This window comes from Actibacterium sp. 188UL27-1, from assembly GCF_016901225.1.
Lineage (GTDB): Bacteria > Pseudomonadota > Alphaproteobacteria > Rhodobacterales > Rhodobacteraceae > 188UL27-1.
Genome location: NZ_JAFEUL010000001.1, coordinates 538,035 through 561,878, shown reverse-complemented (window position 1 = coordinate 561,878; position 23,844 = coordinate 538,035). Strand labels below are relative to the sequence as shown.

The 23,844-nt window shown below is 59.5% G+C and carries 26 protein-coding genes; 16 read left to right on the top strand and 10 right to left on the bottom strand.

Annotated features, from left to right (window positions below; all coding sequences use genetic code 11):
* Positions 1-147 precede the first annotated feature (147 nt).
* Both IU397_RS02870 and IU397_RS02865 read left to right on the top strand, forming a co-directional pair.
* Complete coding sequence (locus IU397_RS02870) at positions 148-1,731, top strand: sensor histidine kinase (RefSeq protein ID WP_204410434.1); 1,584 nt, start codon at positions 148-150, stop codon at positions 1,729-1,731.
* A gap of 36 nt (positions 1,732-1,767) precedes the next feature.
* Complete coding sequence (locus IU397_RS02865; protein WP_204410432.1) at positions 1,768-2,601, top strand: DUF1989 domain-containing protein; 834 nt, start codon at positions 1,768-1,770, stop codon at positions 2,599-2,601.
* A gap of 6 nt (positions 2,602-2,607) precedes the next feature.
* On the opposite strand, the gene deoD is transcribed toward IU397_RS02865, so the two are convergent.
* On the bottom strand, positions 2,608-3,312 hold the full coding sequence (gene deoD, locus IU397_RS02860) for a purine-nucleoside phosphorylase (RefSeq protein WP_204410430.1): 705 nt from the start codon (positions 3,310-3,312) through the stop codon (positions 2,608-2,610).
* Positions 3,313-3,534: 222 nt separating this feature from the next.
* On the opposite strand from deoD, the gene IU397_RS02855 reads away from it, so the two are divergent.
* A complete protein-coding gene (locus tag IU397_RS02855) occupies positions 3,535-3,768 on the top strand; it encodes a hypothetical protein (protein WP_204410428.1) in 234 nt (77 codons plus the stop codon).
* Positions 3,769-3,980: 212 nt separating this feature from the next.
* On the opposite strand, the gene IU397_RS02850 is transcribed toward IU397_RS02855, so the two are convergent.
* From IU397_RS02850 to IU397_RS02840, 3 genes are all read right to left on the bottom strand, one after another.
* A complete protein-coding gene (locus IU397_RS02850) occupies positions 3,981-4,310 on the bottom strand; it encodes an H-NS family nucleoid-associated regulatory protein (protein ID WP_204410426.1) in 330 nt (109 codons plus the stop codon).
* Positions 4,311-4,414: 104 nt separating this feature from the next.
* A complete protein-coding gene (locus IU397_RS02845) occupies positions 4,415-6,382 on the bottom strand; it encodes a protein meaA (protein WP_204410423.1) in 1,968 nt (655 codons plus the stop codon).
* Between the two features lie 100 nt (positions 6,383-6,482).
* Positions 6,483-7,079: a GNAT family N-acetyltransferase gene (locus tag IU397_RS02840; protein WP_370541597.1), complete on the bottom strand. Its 597-nt coding sequence runs from the start codon at positions 7,077-7,079 to the stop codon at positions 6,483-6,485.
* 164 nt (positions 7,080-7,243) lie between these two features.
* Between IU397_RS02840 and ccrA the strand changes: the two genes are divergently transcribed.
* From ccrA to IU397_RS02820, 4 genes are all read left to right on the top strand, one after another.
* Positions 7,244-8,527 carry a crotonyl-CoA carboxylase/reductase gene (gene ccrA / locus IU397_RS02835; RefSeq protein ID WP_204410421.1) on the top strand — a complete coding sequence of 428 codons (1,284 nt, stop codon included), beginning with the start codon at positions 7,244-7,246 and terminating at the stop codon, positions 8,525-8,527.
* Positions 8,528-9,020: 493 nt separating this feature from the next.
* Positions 9,021-9,734, top strand: a complete 714-nt coding sequence (locus IU397_RS02830) for a LuxR family transcriptional regulator (protein WP_204410419.1) — start codon at positions 9,021-9,023, stop codon at positions 9,732-9,734.
* 135 nt (positions 9,735-9,869) lie between these two features.
* On the top strand, positions 9,870-10,508 hold the full coding sequence (locus tag IU397_RS02825) for an acyl-homoserine-lactone synthase (protein WP_204410417.1): 639 nt from the start codon (positions 9,870-9,872) through the stop codon (positions 10,506-10,508).
* Between the two features lie 57 nt (positions 10,509-10,565).
* A complete protein-coding gene (locus tag IU397_RS02820; RefSeq protein ID WP_204410414.1) occupies positions 10,566-12,104 on the top strand; it encodes an AAA family ATPase in 1,539 nt (512 codons plus the stop codon).
* Positions 12,105-12,560: 456 nt separating this feature from the next.
* On the opposite strand, the gene pgeF is transcribed toward IU397_RS02820, so the two are convergent.
* Genes pgeF through lgt form a run of 3 tightly spaced genes read right to left on the bottom strand, consistent with a single transcriptional unit; the run spans position 12,561 to position 15,285 of the window.
* Positions 12,561-13,316, bottom strand: coding sequence for a peptidoglycan editing factor PgeF (pgeF, locus tag IU397_RS02815; protein WP_204410412.1), 756 nt, complete (start codon positions 13,314-13,316; stop codon positions 12,561-12,563).
* Positions 13,313-14,371 (bottom strand): class I SAM-dependent methyltransferase, encoded by a 1,059-nt coding sequence (locus tag IU397_RS02810; RefSeq protein WP_204410409.1) that lies wholly within the window; start codon positions 14,369-14,371, stop codon positions 13,313-13,315. The genes pgeF and IU397_RS02810 overlap by 4 nt, the downstream gene beginning before the upstream one ends.
* Entirely contained in the window at positions 14,368-15,285 is a 918-nt protein-coding gene (gene lgt, locus IU397_RS02805) for a prolipoprotein diacylglyceryl transferase (RefSeq protein ID WP_204410407.1), read from the bottom strand. Before lgt ends, IU397_RS02810 begins: the two co-directional genes overlap by 4 nt.
* Positions 15,286-15,381: 96 nt before the next feature.
* Here lgt and IU397_RS02800 point away from each other — a divergent pair, with 96 nt between their 5' ends.
* The 6 genes from IU397_RS02800 (at position 15,382) to IU397_RS02775 (ending at position 19,702) form a co-directional block, all read left to right on the top strand.
* Entirely contained in the window at positions 15,382-15,630 is a 249-nt protein-coding gene (locus IU397_RS02800) for an accessory factor UbiK family protein (RefSeq protein WP_204410405.1), read from the top strand.
* A gap of 282 nt (positions 15,631-15,912) precedes the next feature.
* The gene (locus IU397_RS02795; protein ID WP_204410402.1) at positions 15,913-16,617 is read left to right on the top strand and encodes a response regulator transcription factor; all 705 of its coding nucleotides are present in this window, start codon (positions 15,913-15,915) and stop codon (positions 16,615-16,617) included.
* A 225-nt stretch (positions 16,618-16,842) separates the two neighbouring features.
* Entirely contained in the window at positions 16,843-17,346 is a 504-nt protein-coding gene (locus tag IU397_RS02790; RefSeq protein WP_204410400.1) for a YbjN domain-containing protein, read from the top strand.
* A gap of 258 nt (positions 17,347-17,604) precedes the next feature.
* Positions 17,605-18,417, top strand: coding sequence for a pyrroline-5-carboxylate reductase (gene proC / locus IU397_RS02785; RefSeq protein WP_204410398.1), 813 nt, complete (start codon positions 17,605-17,607; stop codon positions 18,415-18,417).
* Positions 18,414-18,749: a tRNA-binding protein gene (locus IU397_RS02780; RefSeq protein ID WP_370541596.1), complete on the top strand. Its 336-nt coding sequence runs from the start codon at positions 18,414-18,416 to the stop codon at positions 18,747-18,749. Before proC ends, IU397_RS02780 begins: the two co-directional genes overlap by 4 nt.
* Complete coding sequence (locus IU397_RS02775) at positions 18,749-19,702, top strand: D-glycerate dehydrogenase (protein WP_204410396.1); 954 nt, start codon at positions 18,749-18,751, stop codon at positions 19,700-19,702. The genes IU397_RS02780 and IU397_RS02775 overlap by 1 nt, the downstream gene beginning before the upstream one ends.
* Here IU397_RS02775 and IU397_RS02770 read toward each other — a convergent pair.
* Together IU397_RS02770 and IU397_RS02765 are read right to left on the bottom strand one after the other, a co-directional pair.
* Entirely contained in the window at positions 19,699-20,301 is a 603-nt protein-coding gene (locus tag IU397_RS02770; RefSeq protein ID WP_204410394.1) for a hypothetical protein, read from the bottom strand. The two genes, IU397_RS02775 and IU397_RS02770, sit on opposite strands and share 4 nt — an antisense overlap.
* A gap of 87 nt (positions 20,302-20,388) precedes the next feature.
* Entirely contained in the window at positions 20,389-20,844 is a 456-nt protein-coding gene (locus tag IU397_RS02765) for a hypothetical protein (protein WP_204410391.1), read from the bottom strand.
* 359 nt (positions 20,845-21,203) lie between these two features.
* Here IU397_RS02765 and IU397_RS02760 point away from each other — a divergent pair, with 359 nt between their 5' ends.
* The 3 genes from IU397_RS02760 to IU397_RS02750 are packed head-to-tail and all read left to right on the top strand — an operon-like array spanning position 21,204 to position 22,899.
* Entirely contained in the window at positions 21,204-21,788 is a 585-nt protein-coding gene (locus IU397_RS02760; protein WP_204410389.1) for a thymidine kinase, read from the top strand.
* Positions 21,789-21,796: 8 nt separating this feature from the next.
* Complete coding sequence (gene arsH, locus IU397_RS02755) at positions 21,797-22,492, top strand: arsenical resistance protein ArsH (protein ID WP_204410604.1); 696 nt, start codon at positions 21,797-21,799, stop codon at positions 22,490-22,492.
* Between the two features lie 11 nt (positions 22,493-22,503).
* Entirely contained in the window at positions 22,504-22,899 is a 396-nt protein-coding gene (locus IU397_RS02750) for a GFA family protein (RefSeq protein ID WP_204410387.1), read from the top strand.
* A gap of 34 nt (positions 22,900-22,933) precedes the next feature.
* On the opposite strand, the gene IU397_RS02745 is transcribed toward IU397_RS02750, so the two are convergent.
* Positions 22,934-23,800, bottom strand: a complete 867-nt coding sequence (locus IU397_RS02745; RefSeq protein WP_204410385.1) for a hypothetical protein — start codon at positions 23,798-23,800, stop codon at positions 22,934-22,936.
* Positions 23,801-23,844: the final 44 nt, after the last annotated feature.

Genomic DNA, 23,844 nt, shown 5'->3' with positions numbered 1-23,844 from the left:
TTTACCTCACCAACGGTTAATCAATTGGTAAGGGTTTGGGAACACGCTGCGCTGTGCAACCGGCTAACACGAACAGGTCAGCCGTTGGGGGGACATACCTTGCCGAACTGCGAGGACAGATACTGGGGCGTTCTTGAACTGCGCAAGATGAAACGACCCCTGCGCATCGGGCTGATCTGCACCATAGTGTTGGCATTCAGCATCGCCAGCCACGCCTTTAATGCCGTAACCGCCCAGATGCCAGTAATCTGGCTGCCCAATGCCCTGATCATCGCCGGCCTTGTCCTGACCAAGCGGCGCTACATTCCAGACCTGGTCCTGTCTCATGCAATCGGGGTTCTTCTGGGTCATCTGCTGTGGGGCCTGTCGCCACTTTTCTCTATCGGGCTGATGCTGGTAAATGCGGCCGAGGTCGCGCTTATCGCCATCCTGATGCGGCGCGTCCTTGGGATGGAATGGCCCCACCGGACGGAACGGACCTACCTTCGGTTCGTGGGTCTTGCCGCATTGCCTGTTGTGGCTGTCACATCGGTTGCGGCAGGTCTTTTGATCCATGGCATGGCTGGTGTTGAGTTCTGGGCTGCCTATGACAGCTGGATCGTGGGCAGCAGCCTCAGCACAATCGGGTTTGTCCCGCTTTTCCTGTTGCTCCTGCGCGAGGGGTTGCCCCTCCACACCAGGGTCCAGATGTGGGAGGTCATCGTGGCGGTCTGCGTTGTCGCTAGCACGTTCCTGTTGCTGAGCGGCGGGGTCATTCCCGGATCCGCCATCAAGACCTTTCACCTCGTATTGCCACTGTTGGCGATCACGGCTTTGGCCATGGGACAAACCGGAACCATCGTAACCACGGCCTGCCTGGCGCCTGTGATCGCACTGGTAAGCAGCCTCAGCGGCAACGTGATCTATGATGCCGAACTCGTGCATGAAGGGCAGCGGGCCATTGCGTTGGGCGTGTTTTGGTGCAGCGCGGTCATACCTTCAAATCTGATCTCGGCCATGGTGGACCGATTGCGCATGGGCGAGCAAACCCAGCGGGACATTTCCGCGATGAAAAGCAAGTTCATGTCGTCGATGAGCCACGAGATCCGGACACCCATGAATGCGATCCACGGGATGTTCGAACTGTTTCATCGCGCCTCTCAAGTGGATCGACACAAGCTGTGGGCGCAGGCTGGGCTGTCGGCCAGCCGCAACCTGCAGTCCCAAGTGACGCAATTGTTGCAGATGGCCCGGCTGGATGAATATGCGATGCAAGCCACCGAGACAGAGGTGAATTTGGCCGAGACCCTGGCGATGTGGAAAACCACGACCCAGGCTACGTTGATGGTGGAGGGCAAGACCATCGATGTCGCCACGACGATGTCGGACACGGCTCCGGCGGCGGTGGTGATGGATCTGTCCCGTGTCCATCAGATCATGATCAATTTCCTGAGCAATGCCGTGAAATTCTCCACCGATGGCACCATCGATATCGGGGCCGATATGGTCAAAGGCGATTTGCACCTATCGGTCACAGATCAAGGGGCGGGCCTGACCGAGAAAGACAAAAGGATGGTGTTCAGTCGCTATTGGCGCGCCGAAGGTCAAGGCAGCGCCGGGGCGGGTGGGACAGGTCTGGGCCTGTCGATCTGCCGGGATCTGGCGGATCAGTTGGGTGGGCAGATTCTGATCAAAAGCGATTACGGGCGCGGCAGCACCTTTACGCTATCGATGCCATTGTCCAAGCTCTGACCGATACCGGCAGGTGCCGGTGACGCAGGAGGGGCCATGATCGATACACCGCCAGATGCCGAAGACCGTCGCCAGATCGCGCCGGTGATCTGCTATCCCAACGAAACATTGCCGGATTTCGGCGTAGCAGGCCTGCGCGCCCAGGCGGATGACATGCCCTCTGTCGCCAAGGTCACCGTGCCACCCCGCGACGCGGCCACATTCGATGTCCCCGCTGGCGGCGTCTTTCGGATTTCCTGCCCTGATGGATCGCAGGTGGGTGACCTGAACCTGTGGAACGCCCATGACCTGTCAGAGCGGTTCTTCTCCGGCAAGACCCGCGCCCTGCACGGGACCCATGTGACGACGGGCTGCGCGCTGTGGTCCAATCTGCCGTTTCTACGCCCCATGGCCGTCGTGATCGATGACAGCCTGGAATGGTACGGACAGGATGCGTTTGGCGGGCGGGTCCATGACGTGATCGGCACCAGGTGCGATCCCTATACCCATCACCTGCTGAACGGGCAGGACTACCATTATTGCTGCCATTCCAATCTGACCCGTGCCCTGGCCGACGCGCGCGGGCTGCGGCTGGCTGATGCCGAACCCCATATCCACGATGTGCTCAACGTGTTCATGTGCACCGGTTTTTCGCGCGATACAGGGCAGTATTTCATGAAGGCCAGCCCCGCCCGCTCGGGCGATCAGATCACCTTCTTTGCCCAGATCGATCTTTTGGGAGCGTTGTCAGCCTGCCCGGGTGGCGATTGTAGCACGACCCATTCCAGCGATGTCGCCACCTGCCATCCCCTGCTGGTCGAGGTCTTTGCCCCCGCCCGCCCTGTCCCACCCGTACCGCTGAACGGCTATGACCGCAGCCACGGCCGCTGACCCGAATCAGGCAAACGCCGCTTCCAGCGCGATCTCGACCATATCGCTGAACCCGGACTGGCGGGAGGCACTGTCCAGCGCGGCCCCGGTCAACAGATGATCGGATACGGTCAACACGGCCAAGGCGCGCCGTTTGTGCCGCGCGGCAAGCGTGTACAGTTCGGCCGCCTCCATCTCCACGGCCAGAACGCCATGCCGGGTCATCTGTTCGTTCAGGTCCGGTCGCTCATCATAGAACACGTCTGATGAATAGATCCCGCCCACATGGGTTGTGACCTTGCGCGCCTCCGCCGCCGCGACAGCGGCGCGCAGTAGCCCGAAATCGGCGCAGGGGGCATAGTTCAATTCGCGAAAGATCCCGCGGGAGGGGGTCGACAGGGTCGAGGCGGTCATGGCGACCACCACATCGCGCAACTCGATATCCGGCTGCATGGCCCCGGTGGAGCCGATGCGGATCAACGTTTGTGCCCCGTAATCCCGGATCAGTTCATTGGCGTAGATCGACAGCGAGGGCATCCCCATGCCCGACCCCTGGATCGTCACGCGATGGCCGTTCCATATGCCGGTGAACCCCAACATGCCGCGCACCTCATTGATGCAGGTCACTTCTGTCAGGAATGTCTCGGCGGCCCATTTCGCCCGCAGCGGATCGCCCGGCATCAAGACGGTTTCCGCGATTTGCCCCGGTTGCGCACCAATATGAACAGTCATAATGCCCCCTTTTTCAGTGCAGATGATCGCAGTTGGCGAGGGCGCGCAACCACATAAACCCAGATCGGTTCACGGCCGGGGGGACGCCACAACCTCGAACGCCACATCGCCGCGGGTCGGGGCAAGGCCAGGATCATTGCGCATCCCCATCCCGAAATCAGACCACTGGACAAGGCCACCACCCGACAAATTTCTTTTCGTCCCGATGCGAAAGAAAGGGAAATGACAGCGATTTGGGAACGCCGCGCTGCAAAATTCCCGGTCGGTCATATATCAATCACACCCAACCTTTTGGAAGGTATTAGAAACAAAACGCGCTGGTGCTCAAGCAGCGGCATTCAGCTATTCCTTACCTTGCGTTTTTTGATTGAAAGCCGTGTCGGCCGTTCCAGCCCGCTACAGATCAATTGTTATGTCAAGGAGTGGGGATCCAAGATCGTCATGATCAAATATTAACTTGGCCTGCCAATTGGGCAGCCGCGCAATAAACCGCGCTTTGTCGTCATTCGGCACCGCAGCAATTACGGCGAGTTTCATTTTCGGCGTGTCGTAGATATCTCAATATTTCACCGCAGCCGTGTCGGGCGTAAGAAATCGAAACACAGCAGCCACAAATGTGGCGCGGCTTAAACAAAGCCGCGCCCAAACGTTCATTATAAAATGATATTCTAGATTTCCAGGTCAGCAAGCACCTTGCCGTCCGCTTCCGCCTCGGCAATCCAACCAGGGCGACGGCCACGGCCAGACCAGGTTTGCTCTGGATTATCGGGGTTCCGGTACTTTGCAGGGCTTTTAGGTGCGTTGCGCCCTTTCTTACCGCCGACCGCGCCACTGGCGATCAGCTCATCCAACGAAAACCCGTGGTTCGCTACGGCTTTTTCAGCAGCGGCCAGAGCGGCTTTGCGCTCTTCCTCGGCAACTTTTGCCAGCGCCTTATCGATATCGACCTGGAGTTTTTCCAGCTCTTTGCGGGAAAGTGCATGTAGGTCTATCGCCATATTGGCCTCCTTTTCTTCAACCAAATGTCGAAAATCGAAACCAAATGCAAATCGCTATTTATAGCGAGCATCATAACGCGCGTGATTATGCCGTAAAGACCCTTTTATTCAGCCGCAATTGTTGACGGATCAGCCAATGTTACGATGTCCATCATGATCCGATTCAGTTCAAAATCCTTTGGCGAATAAACCTTGGAAACGCCCATTGCTTTCAGACGCACGGCATCTTCATCCGGAATAATTCCACCAACGATAACCGGAATATGCGAAAGTCCGGCACTTTGACGCTTGGCCATCAATTCCTCGACCAGCGGCAGATGACTGCCGGACAATATAGACAACCCAATGACATGGGGGGCGTCGGTCTGTGCGGCGGCAATAATCTCATCCGGGGTCAGGCGGATGCCCGCATAGTCGATCTGCATCCCACAATCGCGCGCGCGAAAGGCGATTTGTTCCGCTCCATTCGAATGGCCGTCCAGGCCAGGCTTGCCCATCAGGAACCGCAGGCGCCGCCCCAATTGATCTGACACGACATTCACGGCATCGCGAATGTCATCCAGCCCTTCGGTCTTGTTGGATTGCGCCGCCGACACACCGGTCGGCCCGCGATACAAACCATGGACGGACCGCATGACACCAGCCCATTCACCGGTTGTTACACCGGCCTTGGCGGCCTTGATGGAAACAGGCATGACATTCTCACCTGCCTGCGCCGCAGCCCGCAGATCGGCGATGGCAGCTTGCGCGGCCGCCTCGTCTCGCTCGGCCCGCCAAGCGTTCAAGCGGTCAATCTGATCCTGTTCCACCGCCGGATCAACAACCATGATGCCACCATCCGCATCCACCAGGGGCGACGGCTCACCTTGGGTATATTTATTGACGCCGACCACAACGGTCTCGCCTTTCTCAATACCATTGACCCGGTCGGCATTGGCGTTCACCAGTTGCGCCTTCATATATTCGATCGCGTCGACCGCGCCGCCCATGGCCTGCAAATTGGCCAACTCCGCCCGGGCGCCGTCTTTCAGCGCCTCGACCTTCCGGTCGACGGCTGGATTGCCCTCGAACAGATCGTCATATTCCAAAAGGTCGGTTTCCAGCGCCATGATCTGCTGCATCCGCAGTGACCATTGCTGATCCCAGGGGCGCGGCAGGCCCAGCGCCTCGTTCCAGGCGGGCAACTGCACGGCACGGGCCCGGGCCTTTTTCGAGAGGGTGACCGCCAGCATCTCGATCAGGATCCGGTAAACGTTATTCTCGGGCTGCTGCTCGGTCAGGCCCAGGGAGTTCACCTGAACCCCATAACGGAACCGGCGGAATTTGGGGTTCTCAACCCCATAGCGGTCTTGGCAGATCTCATCCCACAGATCGACAAAGGCACGCATCTTGCACATCTCGGTCACGAACCGGATACCGGCATTCACGAAAAAGCTGATCCGCCCGACCAAGATCGGGAAATCGTCCGCAGGCACCCGGGGGCGCAACTCATCCAGCACTGCCTGCGCCGTGGCAAGCGCAAAGGCCAGTTCCTGCTCCGGCGTCGCACCCGCCTCCTGCAGGTGATAGGAGCAGACATTCATCGGGTTCCATTTGGGCACGGTCGTGTAGCAATACTCGGCCACATCCGCGATCATCTTGAGCGATGGCTTGGGCGGGCAGATATAGGTGCCGCGGCTCAGATATTCCTTGATCAGATCGTTCTGTACGGTGCCCTGCAGGGCAGAGACATCGGCGCCCTGCTCTTCGGCCACTGCGATGTAAAGCGCCAACAGCCAAGGTGCCGTTGCGTTGATCGTCATCGACGTGTTCATCTGGCCCAGCGGAATGTCCTGAAACAGCGTCCGCATATCGCCCAGATGGCTGACGGGTACGCCAACCTTGCCAACCTCGCCCCGCGCCAGGGTATGGTCACTGTCATATCCGGTCTGGGTCGGCAGATCGAAGGCCACGCTCAATCCGGTCTGCCCTTTTGCCAGGTTGCCGCGATATAGCGCGTTAGAGGCTTTGGCCGTCGAATGCCCGGCATAGGTTCTAAACAGCCAGGGGCGGTCTTTCTGCATGTCGGTCATGGCGCACCTCGAGTCAGTCTTCGCAATTTTTGTTCGTCAAGGCGTTCGTATACGAAACATTCGACAAGTGTCAACGCGCTGCACCGCAGAATGCGCGGGGTCAAACGGCGCAGGTCATGGTCGTCGCCTCGCGAAACCCAAAGACATGGCGCAGGGGACCCAGCGTTACTGTCCCCGCGGGGACAAAGCCCTGCCGTTGATACAGCGCCTTTGCCCGCGGATTGCTGTCGATCACATCCAGTCGCACGGCGGTCAGCCCGCGCTGCCGCGCCTCGGCCTTGACCGCCGTCAAAAGCTGCGTGCCGACGCCCCGCCCCCGCGCCGCCTCATCCACACAGATGCCGTCCATCAAAAGCATGTCGGGTTGAACCGCGCGCTCCAGCACCGAAAGGGGCACGGCCCGCCAAACTGCGCCGAATGTCCCGTAATGCTGTGCCAGGTCCGCCCAGTCCCCCCCCACAAAGGATCCGCGGGCGGTCTTGAAACCGGCAATGCCCAGCAATTGCCCCGCCGCATCGCGGGCGCTGATGGCATGGGTCGGGTCCAGCACCTGGATCAGAAACGGCAATGCCCGGAAGTGTGGCCCCATCACAGGCGAGAGTTTGCCAGAGAACGCGTCCCAGAAAAGGGCTGCCGCGGGCGCGCGATCCTGTGGGCGGAGCCCATGTTCTATGATGATATCTACCACGTTCATCATATCGGGACACCGTCCGACCGGTTCAACCGCAAATCGGACGCGACATAAAATTTCAATATGATGCACAAATTCTATTGCATTATTGCTTTGCGATACGTAGGCACGACGCAGCGCCGTATGCGATTCTGCGTTGCGGCATATAAGAGCGATGAAAGGAACACATCATGGCCTTGGACGAGACCCCAGCCATCGCGGCTTACGATGCGCCCAAGAAGGATTTGTATGAGGTCGGCGAAATGCCCCCGATGGGCTATGTGCCGCAAAAAATGTACGCCTGGACGATCCGGCGGGAGCGGCACGGGGAGCCCGACAAATCGTTCGAGGTCGAGGTTGTGGATGTGCCAACGCTCGACAGCCACGAGGTGCTGGTGTTGGTCATGGCAGCTGGCGTCAACTACAACGGCGTCTGGGCGGGCCTTGGTGTTCCGCTGTCGCCGTTCGATGTGCATAAGGCCCCGTTTCACATTGCCGGGTCGGATGCGTCCGGCATCGTGTGGGCCGTGGGTGACAAGGTCAAGACCTGGAAGGTCGGCGACGAAGTCGTGATCCACTGCAATCAAGATGACGGCGACGACGAAGACTGCAACGGCGGCGACCCGATGTTTTCCAACAGCCAGCGGATCTGGGGCTATGAAACGCCCGACGGATCCTTCGCCCAGTTCACCAACGTGCAGGCACAACAGCTCATGCCGCGGCCCAAGCACCTGACCTGGGAAGAGAGCGCCTGCTACACCCTGACGCTGGCCACGGCATACCGCATGCTGTTCGGCCACCACCCCCATGAACTCAAGCCGGGCCAGAACGTCCTGGTCTGGGGCGCGTCCGGGGGCCTGGGATCCTACGCGATCCAGTTGATCAACACGGCGGGCGCCAATGCAATCGCGGTGATCTCGGACGAGGACAAGCGCGAATTCGTCATGGGCCTGGGCGCCAAGGGGGTCATCAACCGCAAGGATTTCGACTGCTGGGGGCAATTGCCCACGGTCAATACCGACGAATACAAAGCCTGGTTCAATGAAGTCCGCAAATTCGGCAAGGCGATCTGGGAGATTACGGGCAAGGGTGTCAATGTCGATATGGTGTTCGAACATCCCGGCGAATCCACATTCCCCGTCTCGACATTCGTGGTCAAGAAAGGCGGGATGGTCGTGATCTGCGCCGGAACCACTGGATATAACCTGACGATGGATGCACGCTATGTCTGGATGCATCAAAAACGCATCCAGGGCAGCCACTTTGCGCATCTGCAACAGGCCGCATCAGCCAACCGTCTGATGGTGGAGCGCCGTCTGGACCCTTGCATGTCTGAGGTCTTCGCCTGGGATCAAATCCCCGATGCCCACATGAAAATGATGCGCAATGAACACAAGCCCGGCAACATGGCGGTTCTGGTTCAATCTCCCAAAACGGGACTGCGCACATTGGAAGACGCGCTCGACGCCAAGTAGTCACGCAAGCCTAAAGGCCAACAGGACGCAAAAAGGGGGGTCGCCGAAAGGCGGCCCCTTTTTAGTTGACAGGTTGAGTTACGTATCGACAACAATCAACCTATGCGAGAATTGGTTAATGGATTCATAACGCCAGATCCGATCATGACCAAGAATCAAATTAGTGAAAATTGTCTCTGCCAAAACCCTTGCTATGGCAACCTCTGGGGGATTACAGTGATTTACACAAGCCCACCTCCCCATTTATGGGGAGTAAAATAGAGGGAATTTTTCTGATGATCGCTGCGTGCTATGGTTGTGTAAGTAATCGAGATATCAGGGAAACTGTTAACAATGCCCAACGCTTGGATTATAGACGTTCTGACAGACCTTCGCGTGTTTGCGGAGCAGAATGGACTTGCCAGACTCGCAGATCAGCTTGACGATACGGTACTTGTTGCCGCGTCTGAGCTGGCGGCGCAAGGCAACGCTGTTACGGACGGACCGCTAGAGAATGCATCCAAACCTCGAGGAGCTTATTCAGCGATTGCAGCAGGCGATAACGCTTGAAGATCTGCAAATCACGACTGAATCGCTTCGCGAGCACTATGCTGTCACCCATGTGGTTTACCATTGGGTTAACAGCGTTGGAGAACGTTTTGGCGCCGGTACATACAGTCAGGAATGGGTCGACCGGTATGTGGAGAAAGACTATCTCCGCATGGATCCGGTCATCATCGGTTGTTTTCAACGGTTCCATCCCGTCGACTGGAAACAACTGGATTGGTCGACCAAGGCGGCTAAATCCTTTTTCCGTGAGGCCATATCCTTTGGCATCGGCAATCAAGGTCTCACGATACCGATCCGGGGACCGCAGGGTCAATTTGCCCTCTTCACGGTGACAGATACGTGCCCTGACGAAGTTTGGGCAGATTTTATCGAGACGAATTCCCGCGATCTTATCCTTATTGCCCACGAATTTAATAAAAAGGCCCTCGAATTTGAAAAGGGCACGGAGCAGCAGTCAGCCGCAAATCTGTCGCCGCGCGAACTCAGCGCCATGACATTGCTTGCGAAGGGCCTGAGCCGCGCGCAGACCGCCGATGAGATGCAGATCTCAGAGCATACCCTGCGCGTTTATATCGAGGCCGCCAGGCACAAACTGGGGGCCATGAATACGACCCATGCGGTTGCGCGCGCGCTCAGCCGGGGGTTAATTGTTGTCTAAAGTAATTGCAACTCTGACGCGAATCGCGGCATAATTGGGTAAAAGAAGTGTCAACATAACGTTCCCCTTGATAGGGGTCTGAATACCGTCACACCCTAACCTTCCAGACAACTTAATCTAGGAAGGTCCTACCCTATGCTCCGTTACGTTTATGCCACCGATCTCGCCCGTTTTCCCGTTCTGCGCGACACCATGTTTCGTGACCGCGCCGAGCAGTTCAAGAACCGTCTTGGCTGGGATGTCAGTGTGAATGACAAAGGGGAAGAGCGCGACGAATATGACGCGTTGAACCCGCTTTACGTCATCTGGGAACAAGAAGACGGCACCCATGGCGGGTCCATGCGGTTTCTTCCCACCATTGGTCAGACCATGGTGAATGATCACTTCATCCACTTGACCGACGGTGTACGCATCGAAAGCCCGTTCATCTGGGAATGCACCCGGTTCTGCCTTTCGCCCACCGCCGATCGCCGCGTCTCCGCCGGTCTGGTTCTGGGCGCTGGTGAGATCATGGCCAACTTCCACCTCGACCACTTCGTTGGGGTCTTTGACCCACGTATGGAACGCATCTATCGCCTCTACGGCGTCGAGCCCGATGTCATCGGCACCAAAGGCGAAGGTCGCGAGCAAATCGGCGTGGGCCTGTGGGAAATGAACCAGGCGGCTTGGCCCCGGACGCTCAAGCGCGTTGGCGTCACCCGGGATATGTCCCTGCAGTGGGTCGAGCGTTCCTTTGGTCCCCGTGCGAAACCCCGCCTTGCAGAGATCGCATAACCCTACGGCCAGCGAAACGTGCTGGTGATGAGGGGGCGCAGACCGTAGGGTCGGGCCATGCTGGTACCGACCCTACCCTTCTCCGACGATCAGGCAGAGGCCTTTGACAAGGCCAGCCAGGCGCTCGCCCAGGCCGGGATCAACCTGACCGACGAGCTTTTGACCCCACCCCGCGATGACACCTCAAGCGTTCTGGCTGTGATCGGCAAGGCCGGATCTGGCAAGACGTTGCTTTTGGCCCACCTGGCCGATGCGCTGCAACAGATCGGTGTCGAACTGATTTCGGGCGATTGGGAAGGTCGGCGGCGCAAGGATCGCCGCACATTGGCCATTCTGGCCCCCACGAACAAGGCGGCCAGCGTGTTGCGCAATCGCGGCGTGGCAGCCACGACGATCCACCGGATCCTTTACACCCCCGTCTATGACCCCGAATACGAAAAGATCGCGGAATGGCTGGCAGGCCAAGGGCCCCGACCCGAGATCGAAGGGCTGACCGACCAGGCCCTGGACCGCGCCATGGCGTTTTATCAGACCAACAAATCGATCCCCGGGGCACTGGCCAGTGCGGGGCTACGGGGAAGTGACTTCATCACCGGTTGGAAACGCCGCGAGGATCCCCTTGATGTGGGTCTGATTGACGAGGCGTCGATGCTGGATGAGCGGCAATATGAAGACCTCAAAGAGATCTTCCCGACCCTGCTGTTGTTCGGTGATCCGGCCCAGCTGGCGCCGGTGAACCAATCCGGCGGCATGGTCTTTGACAAGCTGCCCGACCCTCGCAAGATGGTGTTGAGCCGCGTTCACAGGCAGGCCGAGGATAACCCGATCCTGGATCTGGCCCATGCCCTGGCAGATCCTGAGCTGGAATTTCAGCAATTCGAACGCATGATCGAAGACGCGGCGCGGCGGGATGAACGGGTCGAATATGCGGGCCGCGTGACATCCGACCTGATGGCGCGCTCTCCGGTGCTGGTTTGGCGCAACGCAACCCGCATCCGCCTGATCCACGCCTTTCGGGCGGCCTATGATGCGCCGCCGGATGCGCTGCTGCCGGGGGAGCCGCTGATCTGCGATGGCCTTGAACTGCCCCTCAAACACCGCAAGAAACGTTTGGACCTTGAGGCGCGCGGCCTGATCAAGGGGGCGCAGGTCATCTATATGCGACCCGGCAGCAAGCCAGGCTTTTCGCGCCTCCATGTGATGGGGGCCGAGGATCCGCAGGTTGGTGCGGCCTCGATCATCAAGATCGAGATGCCGGATGAGGAAGAGCCCTTCATCCCCTTCGCGGCCCATATGGGTGCGGCTTTCCTGCACGGTGCCGCCGTCACGATCCACAAGGCGCAAGGCAGCCAATGGCCCACGGTGCAGGTCTTTGGCCCCGACCTTTACGCAGCCGCACGATCCGGGCGCAACGAGGCCGGGCAGCCACTGTGGAAACGGCTGGCCTATGTCGCAATCACCCGTGCAGAGGAAAAGCTGATCTGGGTCACACGCTACCGGCTCAGCAAACCCACGGCCCCTCTATCCACCGCGGATCTTGAGGTTGCGCCAGCCGCCCTTGCGCTGGAACCCCAGGCAGATGACGAAACGGCATAACGCCGTCGGTTTTCGCCGATGTACATTGCGGCCAAAAAAGCAAGGCCCGGAAAATCTAAGGGCGGCCCTTGCGCATCCACTGATCCAAGTGGTGCAGGGCCGCCCTTGTAAGAGCGTGTGTAACTGACAGGAGGCCGCCATCAGTTACATTGGTCGCATGATATCACGTCTTTTCGCGCGATCATGCCATCGACCCGATGGGCCAAAAGAACATCGTGTATTTGTTCTGCCTCAAAACCGCCACAGATGTCAAAGCTTTTGGATGCCAAAAAGCAGACAATCGTCACAGACTACAGCAAACGTCGCTTCTGACAAGACAGTTAACAACTGGCTAACAATATGCTGCCGTTGGAATAACGCATTCAGAACGCACGAAAAACTCAGCCTGGCCTGCCATCAAGGTACAGCAATCAACTGCAGACAAACACCCGACCGACCGTAACATGTTTCGGTGGATCAAAGCCGAATAACGGAGATGTGACGACCATAGTCGGCCTCACCACGATGGACAGAGCGCCGGTATGAATAAAACCGCTCGCCCTCGGCATAGGTGCAATGCCGGGTCCACTCCGCATGGCCAACCCCGTGACAGCGCAGTTTTTGTAGGCCATACCCTGTCAGATCGAAATGCACCCTGTCACTGGCCCCACCCGCGAAAAAGCGTGTGTTATCCGGGTCATCATCGATGAACCGCTCCATGAATTCCGGCCCGACCTCATAGGCACGCTGGCTGATCGACGGGCCGATCACGGCGGCGATCTGTCCGGCCCGGGCGCCCAGCGCGCGCATTGCGTCAACCGTTCGCTCCAGAATGCCGTCCAAGGCCCCGCGCCACCCGGCATGGGCCACCCCAACCACCCCCGCCTGGCGATCCGCGAACAGGACGGGCATGCAATCGGCCGTCAGCACCGCGACGGCAAGGCCCGGCGTGGCCGTTACAATGCCGTCGGCCTCCACCCGTTCCGGGGCCGGGGTGCTGACGGTGGCCACGCGCGTTGAATGGACCTGCCCCATGGTGATCAGCGCATCGCGCTCCACCCCCATGGCATGGGCGACACGGTCCCGGTTGATCGCCACCACATCTGCCTGATCACTGGACCCGATCCCGCAATTCAACCCGCTGAAGATACCTGACGACGCACCGCCATGCCGCGTGAAAAAACCATGGCGTAAGGGGGCAAGCGCGTCAGAGGTCAGAATCTCAAGCGTCATTGGGTAAATCCAGGGGGCGGCGGCGCATCGAATGGCAAAACACCAAGCGTCTTGAACAGGGTTCCCATTTCTTCGGGGTGGGTCAAGCGCCGATGTGCGGCGATATGGCTTTCAAATGCATGCCCTTCCAGCTGACGCGCCAATTTGCGCGCCCGGGCCGTGATCCCCAGACGCTCCAGCCATATGCCCTGCGTCACAGGGCCATAACAGTGGGCCGGGGTGGCTTCGGCCAAGGCGCCGAAATCCACATGGGCGGTCAAATCCGCATTGCCGGGATTGTCGAAAACGCCGGAATATTCATGCCGGTGGATAGCCTGCAATGTATCGCCGCCAGACCGCACATCCCCGTAATCGATGATCAGCGCCGCGCCCCCTTCCGCCAGGATCCGCGTCCCCAGATACGACATGATCGGATTGGCCGCCGGACAGATCTCCACCAGGCCGCCCGGTGCCGTATCGAAAAACCGCCCCTCCAGCGCGCCCAGCCGCACAGGCTGCGACAGTCCAAAGCCAAGTGCCCCGTCGGTAACGGTCACGACCCGCTCGCGCCACGCCTCGGCATCGCGCACGAACTGGCGGATCGGCAAGGCATCGAAAAACTCATTCGCCACCAGAAACAGCGGGCCGCCCGGAAGCTGGTCGATCATATCGACCCAGATCACGTCATCGCCCAACCGGTCGCGCTGCTGGGTGCGCAGGGCTGGGCTGGTCTCGACCAGCGCAACCTGTGCGGCCTCGACAAAACCGGGAACACTGGCCGCGGCCCGCAAGATATCGGCCATCAGCGTGCCGCGCCCCGGCCCCAGCTCGGCCAGAACGAACGCGCCCGGCGCCCCCTGATCGATCCAGGATTGCGCCAGGGACAGGCCCACGAATTCGCCGAACATCTGGCTGATCTCGGGCGCCGTGGTGAAATCCCCCCCAACCCCGAACGGATCGCGCGTGCTGTAATAGCCATGTTCGGGATGCATCAGACATTCGCTCATATAGTCGGCCACAGTCATCGGCCCCGACACTGCGATCCGCTGTTTGAGGTGACACTCCAGATCTGTCATACGCGCCGCCTGACCCAAAGGATCATGGCGACACCAATAAACAGCATTGGCAGGGAAAGAAGTTGGCCCATGGTGATCCCAAAATTTCCAGATCCGATGATGAATCCGATCGGATTGTCGTCTGACATGAATTGTGGATCAGCTCCCCTAAAGAACTCGACAATGAACCGTGCGATGCCGTAACCGGCAAAGAACGTTCCCGCGATCAGGCCCGGCGTCTTGAACGCGCCGCGCCGCAGGGCCAGCCATAACAGGACAAGTCCCAGGGCCAGCCCTTCCAGACCCGCCTGATAGATCTGCGACGGGTGGCGCGCGATTTCGTCGCCGTAATAGAACCACTCGCCCGCCGCCAGACATCCCTGCCGGGCCGGTTCGACGCACATGGTGGGAAACTTCATTGCCCAGACAATATCGGTCGGTCGGCCCCACAATTCGGCATTCACGAAATTTGCGATACGCCCGAACATCAGGCCCGGCGGTGTGGCGATGGCCAGCACATCCGCCGCACTCAACTGAGTGATCGCGTATTTTCGGGTGAACAGATAGACAGCCACGATCACGCCGATCAGCCCACCATGGAAGGCCATGCCGCCTTCCCAGATCAACAGAACCTCGACCGGGTTGGCCAGGTAGTGAAGCGGCCTGTAAAACAGCACGAAACCCAGTCGCCCGCCCAGAACGACACCCAGGATCACCCATGTCAGCAGATCCTCGATCTGCGCCTTCGTCATCGGCGGGGCATCGTCGCGCCACAGATGGGGGCGCGCCACGACCCGGATCGCGATCCACCAGCCAAGCAAGATCCCCACGATATAGGCAACCGCGTACCAGCGCAGGGCCAGATCGATGCCAAAGAGCGTGACAGAGAAAATCTCGGGATGGATCTCGGGAAAGGGAATGAGAAATGCCTGCATATCCGCGCTCTTGCTGACCTGCTGCGGCGAAGTCAACCTTGAGCCGCCGCACGTTGGCACCCATATATATGTCAAGTGTAACGAGAGGTCGCCACCATGCAGAGCCGCAACAAGTTTTTCGACGACATGTCCCAGTTGATGACCAATGCCATGGGCGTGGCGCAGGGGGCCAAGGAAGAAGCCGAGAACGCGATGAAGTCGATGATGGACCGTTGGTTGGCGGATCGCGATTTCGTCACGCGGGAAGAGTTCGACGCAGCCCGCATCATGGCACAGAAGGCGCGTGAAGAGAATGAGGCGTTGAAGGCCCGGATCGACGCGCTGGAAGCCGCGGCCAAGGGTTAGGCGGTGTCGGTCATCGGTGTCGGGTCGGTCGAAGCGGTCCCGCCGAGCGCCATCCCGAGATAGCTCCAATTGTTAAGAAATTGGTCCCAGCCGTTAACGGCTGGCTTACCTAACCGGCATAACGTGGTGGTAACGCGCCCTACGGTTTTCCCGGGTGCCTGACCGGTCAGAAGGCCGCATTCCCACAAAATCAGTCGACCCACCCTGACGCGCAGCGGCTTGGCTTTGCCCTTGCTGCTTCCTCGGCCGGCGGTCTGACGCACGCCCCGCAGGAGCCCGCCTATGCGCATTCTGATCGCAGACACCACCTGGACGACCATGCCCCTGTCGCAGGACCTTTTGAAATCGGGCTTTCTACTGACCCAAGCCGATACCGAAGAGGCTTTCTTTGATTTCATCACCCTCGGTCGGCAGGATGCGATTATCCTGGACTATGACCGCACCGGCTGGAAGGCCGACAAGATCGTCAGCCGGATCCGCCGTCATGCCCCGAACATTCCCATGGCGGTGATGGCGCCGGAGGCGGATCAAGACGCGCTGGCAGAGGTTTTTCGCGCAGGCGCCGATACGGTGTTTCATTCCGGCACCTCGATTCAGGAGGTCGCGGCCCGACTCCGCGCCCTGGTCGTTCGCAATGCCGGGCTCACCTGCCCGGTCGTGACGATCCATGGCGCCACCATCGACATGTGCGCCCGCGTCGTCCATGTCGGGCAAACCGAAGTGCCGTTGGCGCGGCTGGAATACGAAGTCATCGAGATGATGGCCTTGCATCCCGGCATGACGGTCTCTGTCGAAAACATCATGGACCAACTCTATGCCTGGAAGAACGAGCCCGATGTTGGTGTGGTAACAGTATACCTTTGTCGTATCCGCCAGAAACTGGCCGCCGCAGGTGGCAAGCCCGACATGATCCAAACCGCCTGGGGCCAGGGATACCGGATGGTACCCGGTGATCGGCTGCCCGGAATGGCCAAGGTGGCCGCATGATTTTGACCGGGACTGCTGCCAAGACAGGCAGTCCCACAATATAGTTGGGGATAACCCCATATCTTGGGGTCATTCATCGGAGATTCACAAAATTCCTCTTTACACGAAGGCGGTGCATAGTCACCATATCTAGTAAGGGCGGCGGGAGCCCCTGCCGGACCTTGAGCAGGCACCCAGTGGTGGTAGGTCAACAAATTGCCATCGCTCAACCAAAAGAGGCCGGGCATGTCGCTTTCCGAACAGTATCTGGAAACGGAAGACCTCCACCCCATCGATATCGTCGAAAATCTGGCAGAGCACCATTCGTGGGACTTTGACCGTATCGCCGATGACCAGATCGCCATGGCGGTCGAGGCGCAGTGGCGGACCTACTCCATCACCCTCGCCTGGTCCGGCTATGACGAGACGTTGCGCCTGATCTGCACCTTCGAAATGGAGCCGCCGGAAGAAAAACTGCCCCAACTCTACGAGGCCCTCAACAAGATCAATGACACATGCTGGGCCGGTGCGTTCACTTTTTGGCGCGAACAGCAATTGATGGTCTGGCGCTATGGTCTGGTTCTGACCGGCGGCCAAATGGCGGGCCCCGAACAGATCGACAGCCTGATCGGCACCGCCGTTTTGACAGCGGAACGGTTCTACCCGGCGATCCAGCTTGTTGTCTGGGGCGACCGCACTGTCGAAGATGCCATGCAGGTCGCCATTGCGGAGGCCTACGGCCGCGCCTGACCCAAATCTATCGAGCAAACGGCAAAACTGTCCCCGCGGGGACAGTTTTGTTGGGGGTCTGTGAAACGGCGTGATGAGACTGTTGAGGTGTTTCGGATCGCCAGGGCGATCCGATCGATTGGGGGGCCAGCCCCCCAACCCCCCCGAAGTATTTTTACCAATAAGAAAGAGATGCGAGGCGGGCTTTGTGGAGAGCTTCGTCGCGTTAGACACTTGTGGAGCGATGTTTTAGCGTTCGCAAAAGTGCGGGAGACGGCGATGGACAGGGCAGAGTTGCAAGAGCGCGGCATAGTCCTTTTGGGTTGCGGCAAGATGGGCAGTGCGATGTTGGCCGGATGGCTGGCGGATGGGCTTTCGGCAGCGGCGGTGACCGTTGTGGACCCCAAACCATCTGACTGGGTGAAGGGAACGGGGGTATCGGTGAACGGCCCATTGCCGATCAGCCCGGCATTGGTTTTGGTGGCCGTCAAACCGCAAATGATGGGCGATGCCCTGCCCTCCTTGGCTGCTTTGGGTGATGGCGACACGCTGTTCCTGTCGGTCGCGGCGGGGACATCGATCGCGACCTATGAGGCAATTTTGGGCGCGGACACCCCGATCATTCGCGCCATGCCCAACACCCCTGCTGCGGTCGGGCGCGGGATTACGGCGATCATTGGAAATGCCAAAGCCGATGACGCGCATATTTCGATGGCCACCGAACTATTAACAGCAATCGGCACCGTGGTGAGGCTGGACCACGAGGCACAGATCGATGCGGTCACCGGGGTGTCGGGATCCGGCCCGGCCTATGTGTTTCACCTGATCGAAGCCCTGGCCGCCGCCGGGGAAGCCGAAGGGTTGCCCCCCACACTGGCCATGAAACTGGCCAAGGCGACGGTGGCGGGTGCAGGCGAACTGGCCCGGCTATCGGAGGAACCGGTGGCGCAATTGCGGGTCAATGTCACCTCCCCCCAAGGGACGACCGCGGCGGGGTTGGCGCAATTGATGGACCCGGATCGGGGCCTGCCACCGCTGATGGTGCGGACGGTCAAGGCTGCCGCGGATCGCAGCCGGGCATTGAGCCAGTGACGATCACCTTTGATGACTTTGCCAGGGTTGATGTCCGCGTGGGCCGGATCAGCCGGGCGGAACCCTTTCCCGAGGCGCGCAAACCCGCGATCAAGCTGTGGATCGATTTCGGCGCGGCGCTTGGAGAGAAAAAGAGCTCAGCCCAAATCACCAAACATTACACACCTGAGGATCTGCCCGGGCAATTGGTGCTGGCCGTGGTGAATTTCCCGCCACGCCAGATCGGCCCCGTGATGTCGGAGGTGCTGGTATTGGGGGTTCCGGATGAGGATGGAGAGGTTGTGCTGCTGCGGCCCGACAAGACTGTGCCCGTGGGCGGAAGGATGTACTGATGACGAAACTGCTGATCACGCGCCGCTTGCCGGATGCCAATCTGGAGGCCGCCCGGGCCGCCTATGACGTAACCCTGAATGACCGGGAGGAGCCGCTTTCCGTAGAGGAGGCGCGCGCCGCGCTGCACGATTACGATGCGATTTTGCCAACCCTGGGGGATGGGTTCAGCGCGCCCGCGTTCGAGGATGAGCCCGGCCGCTGCAAGATCCTGGCCAATTTCGGGGTTGGCTATAACCATATCGACGTCGCCGCGGCCAAGGCGGCCGGGCTTGTGGTAACCAACACGCCCGGCGCCGTGACGGATGCAACAGCGGATATCGCGCTGACCCTGATGCTGATGACATGCCGCCGGGCCGGTGAGGGGGAACGGCTGCTCCGCGCCAGCAAGTGGACCGGCTGGCAGCCCACGCAGATGCTGGGCCTGCACATGTCGGGCAAGGTGCTGGGCATTGTCGGGATGGGGCGGATCGGCAAGGCGATCGCCAAACGTGCGCATTTCGGATTTGGCATGGAGGTTGTGTTTTTCAACCGATCTGCCGTTGCCGATGCAGGCCTGCCGGCGCGGCAGTTGGGTAGCCTGGCAGAGGTTTGCGGGGCGGCAGATATCGTCGTGACAGCCGTGCCCGCCACGCCTGCCACGCATCACCTGATCGGAACGGCCGAGCTGGCGGCGATGAAACCCACCGCCCATCTGGTGAATATCGCACGCGGCGATGTGGTGGATGAGACGGCCTTGATCACAGCGCTGGAAACCGGGCTGATCGCGGGGGCCGGTCTGGATGTTTATGAATTTGAACCAAAGGTGCCGGACGCCCTGAAAGCCATGGAAAACGTGGTTTTGCTACCCCATCTGGGGACCGCCGCGCTGGAGGTGCGGCAGTCCATGGGGCAGATGGCGCTGGACAATCTGGCTGCCTTTGTCGCAGGTGACCCGGTTCCGAATCCGGTTTAACCCTGCTCGATCACCGCCCGGGAGGCCTGGTCTGTCACCTTGTAACTGCTGGCGGGGCACACCGTGAGCGGGTAGCAGGTTTGCACCACGAACGTGTTTGCGTTGGGGCCACGGTCAAGGATGATGTTCACCCCGGCACCCGTCCCGGAACTGACGGTGGCGTCGTTCTTGTGCACCGTTTTGGCCTTGGGCGCACCAGACGCGGCGAGGAAACCGGCCTCCTGAATACCGCCGACTTTCAGCATGGCGCGCAGGGGCAGACCCTGGGTGGCGGCGCGGTCAAAAACGCGCATCACGGCCTGACCCCGGGGGGAGTTCAGGGCCTGTGCCACGGCATCGGATTGCTGCAGGACGTTTTTGAACGCCGAGGTCTGCACGGCACCGCCTCGGTTCTTGAACTGGCTGTTGGATTCGCCCGGCCTCTTGTGGGTCCGGTGCATCATCTGGGCCGGTGTCGTCCCCGGACCGCCCGGCCCCGCCTGTTCGGCATGCAGAACGCGTGCATGGGCTGCGGCACCGGTCACAGGCGATGCGGCCCCTTCGGAGTTTTGCATCAGGCGGCGGACATCGAATGTGGTATATGTCTTGGCAAATGGCATGGGAAGCGATCCTTCAGTGGCGATGACACCTGTTTGCCTATCCTCATGCCTGCCCCGGTGTCGTTGCTGATTGCCAAAGACGGCGGATCAGATCGTTTCATCCTCCAGGTGGAGCTTCATCTCCAGCAGGATCTGTTGCAGCGCGGCGGTTTCCCGCAGCATCCGCTTTGCCTCGTTCACCGAAATGACACCATCATCGATGGATTGGTTATATTCGGCCATCAACTGGGCAAACCGTTGCGACAGGGTGATCACGTCCTGATTGACGCCGCGCGATTCCGAATTCCGCCGTTCCTGATCATAGGACAGGGTGATCCCCCGCAATTCCGCCAAGGCCGAGGTCACATGGGGGTAGCGCGCGGCGGCTTCGAGCACGGCGACGGAGTCCACCGGCATGAAGCGGTCCGCATGTTCGGTGGCGTCGGAATAGTATCGGCCAAGCGTGGCTTTGGATTTGCCGGTCAGCGCACAGGACGCTTCAAGCCCCACATCCTTGACCAATGCTTCGGTATGTTTTTTCAAATAACCCGTGTGATCAACCATATGCAAAACGCCCTAAAACCTTGATGCGCAAAACGGGGAGCCGCGCCGGTTTTTTCCCATCGATCGTCGGCCAGACAAGCTCCATATCATATTCATCCCGGCCTGATCGGGATTGTAAAGCGAAACCAGCACCTTTTGGGGGCTGGCTAAGGTGGGGGTTGAACCGGTTTCGCCAGTTGGGGCGGCGAAACGGGATGGTTGGCCCTGGGCAAGGAATGGGATGCGCGCGGTTGGGGTTTGGCACACACACCCCGGGCCCCGTCCGTTCGTTGCGGTCGCGTCGGATGATCCACAGCCGTCTGACCCGACCCCCACCCGCCGCTTGAAGCTGGCCGCGTGCCTGCGCTATGGCCCGTTCCATGGCGAAACTCTATTTCCATTATTCCACCATGAATGCGGGCAAATCCACGATCCTGCTGCAGGCCGCGTATAATTACCGCGAGCGTGGGATGGAGCCTTATCTGCTGACCGCAGCGTTTGATGATCGCGCGGGACAGGGTCAGATCGGATCCCGGATCGGGCTGACGGCGGAGGCGGACACGTTTTTGCCGCGGGATGATCTGTTCACCCGGATCGAGGCGCGATTGGCAGCGGGACCCTGCGCCTGCGTGTTCGTCGACGAGGCGCAGTTCCTGGGGGCGGATCAGGTGTGGCAACTTGCCCGCGCCGTTGATGATTTGGGCGTGCCGGTGATGTGTTACGGCTTGCGGGTGGATTTCAGGGGTGCGCTGTTCCCGGGCTCTGCCACGTTGCTGGCCCTGGCGGATGAAATGCGGGAACTGCGTACGATTTGCTATTGCGGCAAGAAGGCCACGATGGTGGTGCGCAAGGATGAAAACGGCCAGGTTATGCGTGACGGCGCGCAGGTGCAGATCGGCGGGAATGAGACCTATGTCCCCCTCTGCCGTCGCCATTGGCGGGACGAAATAGGAGAGACCCCGTGATCGAAGACATGCCAAACCTTGTTGCGGGCGCACTGGACCCGTTGGATCCCAGCGCATTGGCGGCCCCTGGCGATCCGGGTCACCCGCCGCGCATCCTGCTGTTGTATGGGTCCCTGCGGAAGGGCAGCTATTCCCGGTTCGCGGCAGAGGAAGGCGCACGGGTGCTGCGGCATCTGGGTTGCGAGACGCGGTTCTTTAATCCGTCCGGGCTGCCCCTGCCCGACGATGCCTCAGCCGAACATGAAAAGGTGGTGGAGCTGCGCGAATTGGCCATGTGGTCCGAAGGGATGGTCTGGTCCAGCCCCGAACGGCACGGCGCGATGACCGGCATCATGAAAACCCAGATCGATTGGATCCCTCTATCCTGCAAAGGCGGGATCCGCCCGACCCAGGGCAAGACCCTGGCGGTGATGCAGGTTTCAGGCGGGTCGCAATCGTTCAACGCGGTCAACCAGATGCGCATTCTGGGCCGGTGGATGCGCATGGTGACAATCCCCAACCAATCCTCCGTGCCGATGGCTTGGAAAGAGTTCGAAAACGGGCGCATGAAACCATCGTCCAAGTATGAGCGCATCGTTGATGTGATGCAGGAACTGGCGCGGTTCACCCTGATGGTCCGCGGGCGCGGTGACATGCTGACGGATCGCTATTCCGAAAAGGTCGAGGATGTTCAGGCCGTTCATGAGCGGGTCAGCCGTATCTAGGGATTTGAGCCATGGTGCATCACGGATCCTGCCTGTGCGGTGCCGTAACGTTGCAAGTCGACGGGGACATTCCCGCACCCGATGCGTGCCATTGCACGGCATGTCGCAAGACGTCAGGGCATTACTTCGTTTCAACAGATGTGAAACGAGCCGCTTTGACCGTGATCGGTGCCGAACAGGTCAGTTGGTATCAATCATCGGAAAAGGTTCGTCGTGGGTTTTGCCGCATCTGCGGATCCACCCTGTTCTGGGATCCACCGGCGCATATCGATTGGATCGGCGTTGCGATGGGTGTGTTTGACGGACCATCCGGCACCCAGATGCATATCCATATCTACGTGTCGGAAAAAGGCGACTATTACCAAATTACCGATGGTCTGCCGCAAGCCGATACTACACCCCAATAGGCTGGCGCGATATCGGCATTTATCTGTTGATCTCTTACGAGCGCAATAAGACCTTGTCGCCCGTTACCGCCTGAGCAACCTCTGCAAAATAGGTCTGGCGGCGTTCGGAATTTTCGGCAGAGGTTAAAAGAACCGTTTCCAATTCCTGAACCACTTTCGTCGCGGCTGCAAATGCGGCTGCTTTCAATTCCGGTTTCACCGGTGTCAGCCGTTTTGTCGCGCGCTTGACGCCCTGGGGTGTCCGTACCGGCACCCGGGATTGTGGTTGCGTAGTATCGGCGGTTTGGCGGACAATACTTTTCAACCTGCGGGAGGCACGTTTGAATGCCTCCCTCACCTCTCCTGCCTCTCCGCGCTTTGACAATTGGCGCGCGGCACGGGCGTAATTATTGGCGAGGCAATCAATCACATATTCATCGGCAACCGATTTACAATGCTCTTCATTGTCATCCAAAATGCGCAATATCTTTTGGACTTGTTTTGCACCTAGTTGGCGATCAGTCGCGGTTTCGTCATCTGGGCAATTTGCCAAATATAGCTTTTCTGGCGAATGAATGAGTACAAGACTCTCATCGCCCTGGAAATCAGGTTCCTCCTCCGCGCCCTGCCCTTGCCCCGGGGAAACGTCCGGTCCTGATGATGGCGCATTGTCCTGGTCATCATCATCGCAGCCAACCACGAATTGGATTTCTGGCCCGTTATGCAGGTATTGCGTTGCCGCTGATGCAGACCATATTCGGCCCGCTGATGCACCAAACGGTGTCGCAATGATCGCCAGCGCACTCACCACACAGATTAGATTTCCGGGTCGCGTAATTCTAAATAACATAGCAGCCTCCAATGCTTTGTCCGCCACAGCACTCGTAACAATGGGTTGAATAATGTCGCTCCAGCCCGCCAACACCTGTGACCTTGGCAGAGGATATCATGCCAGTCTCAATCATG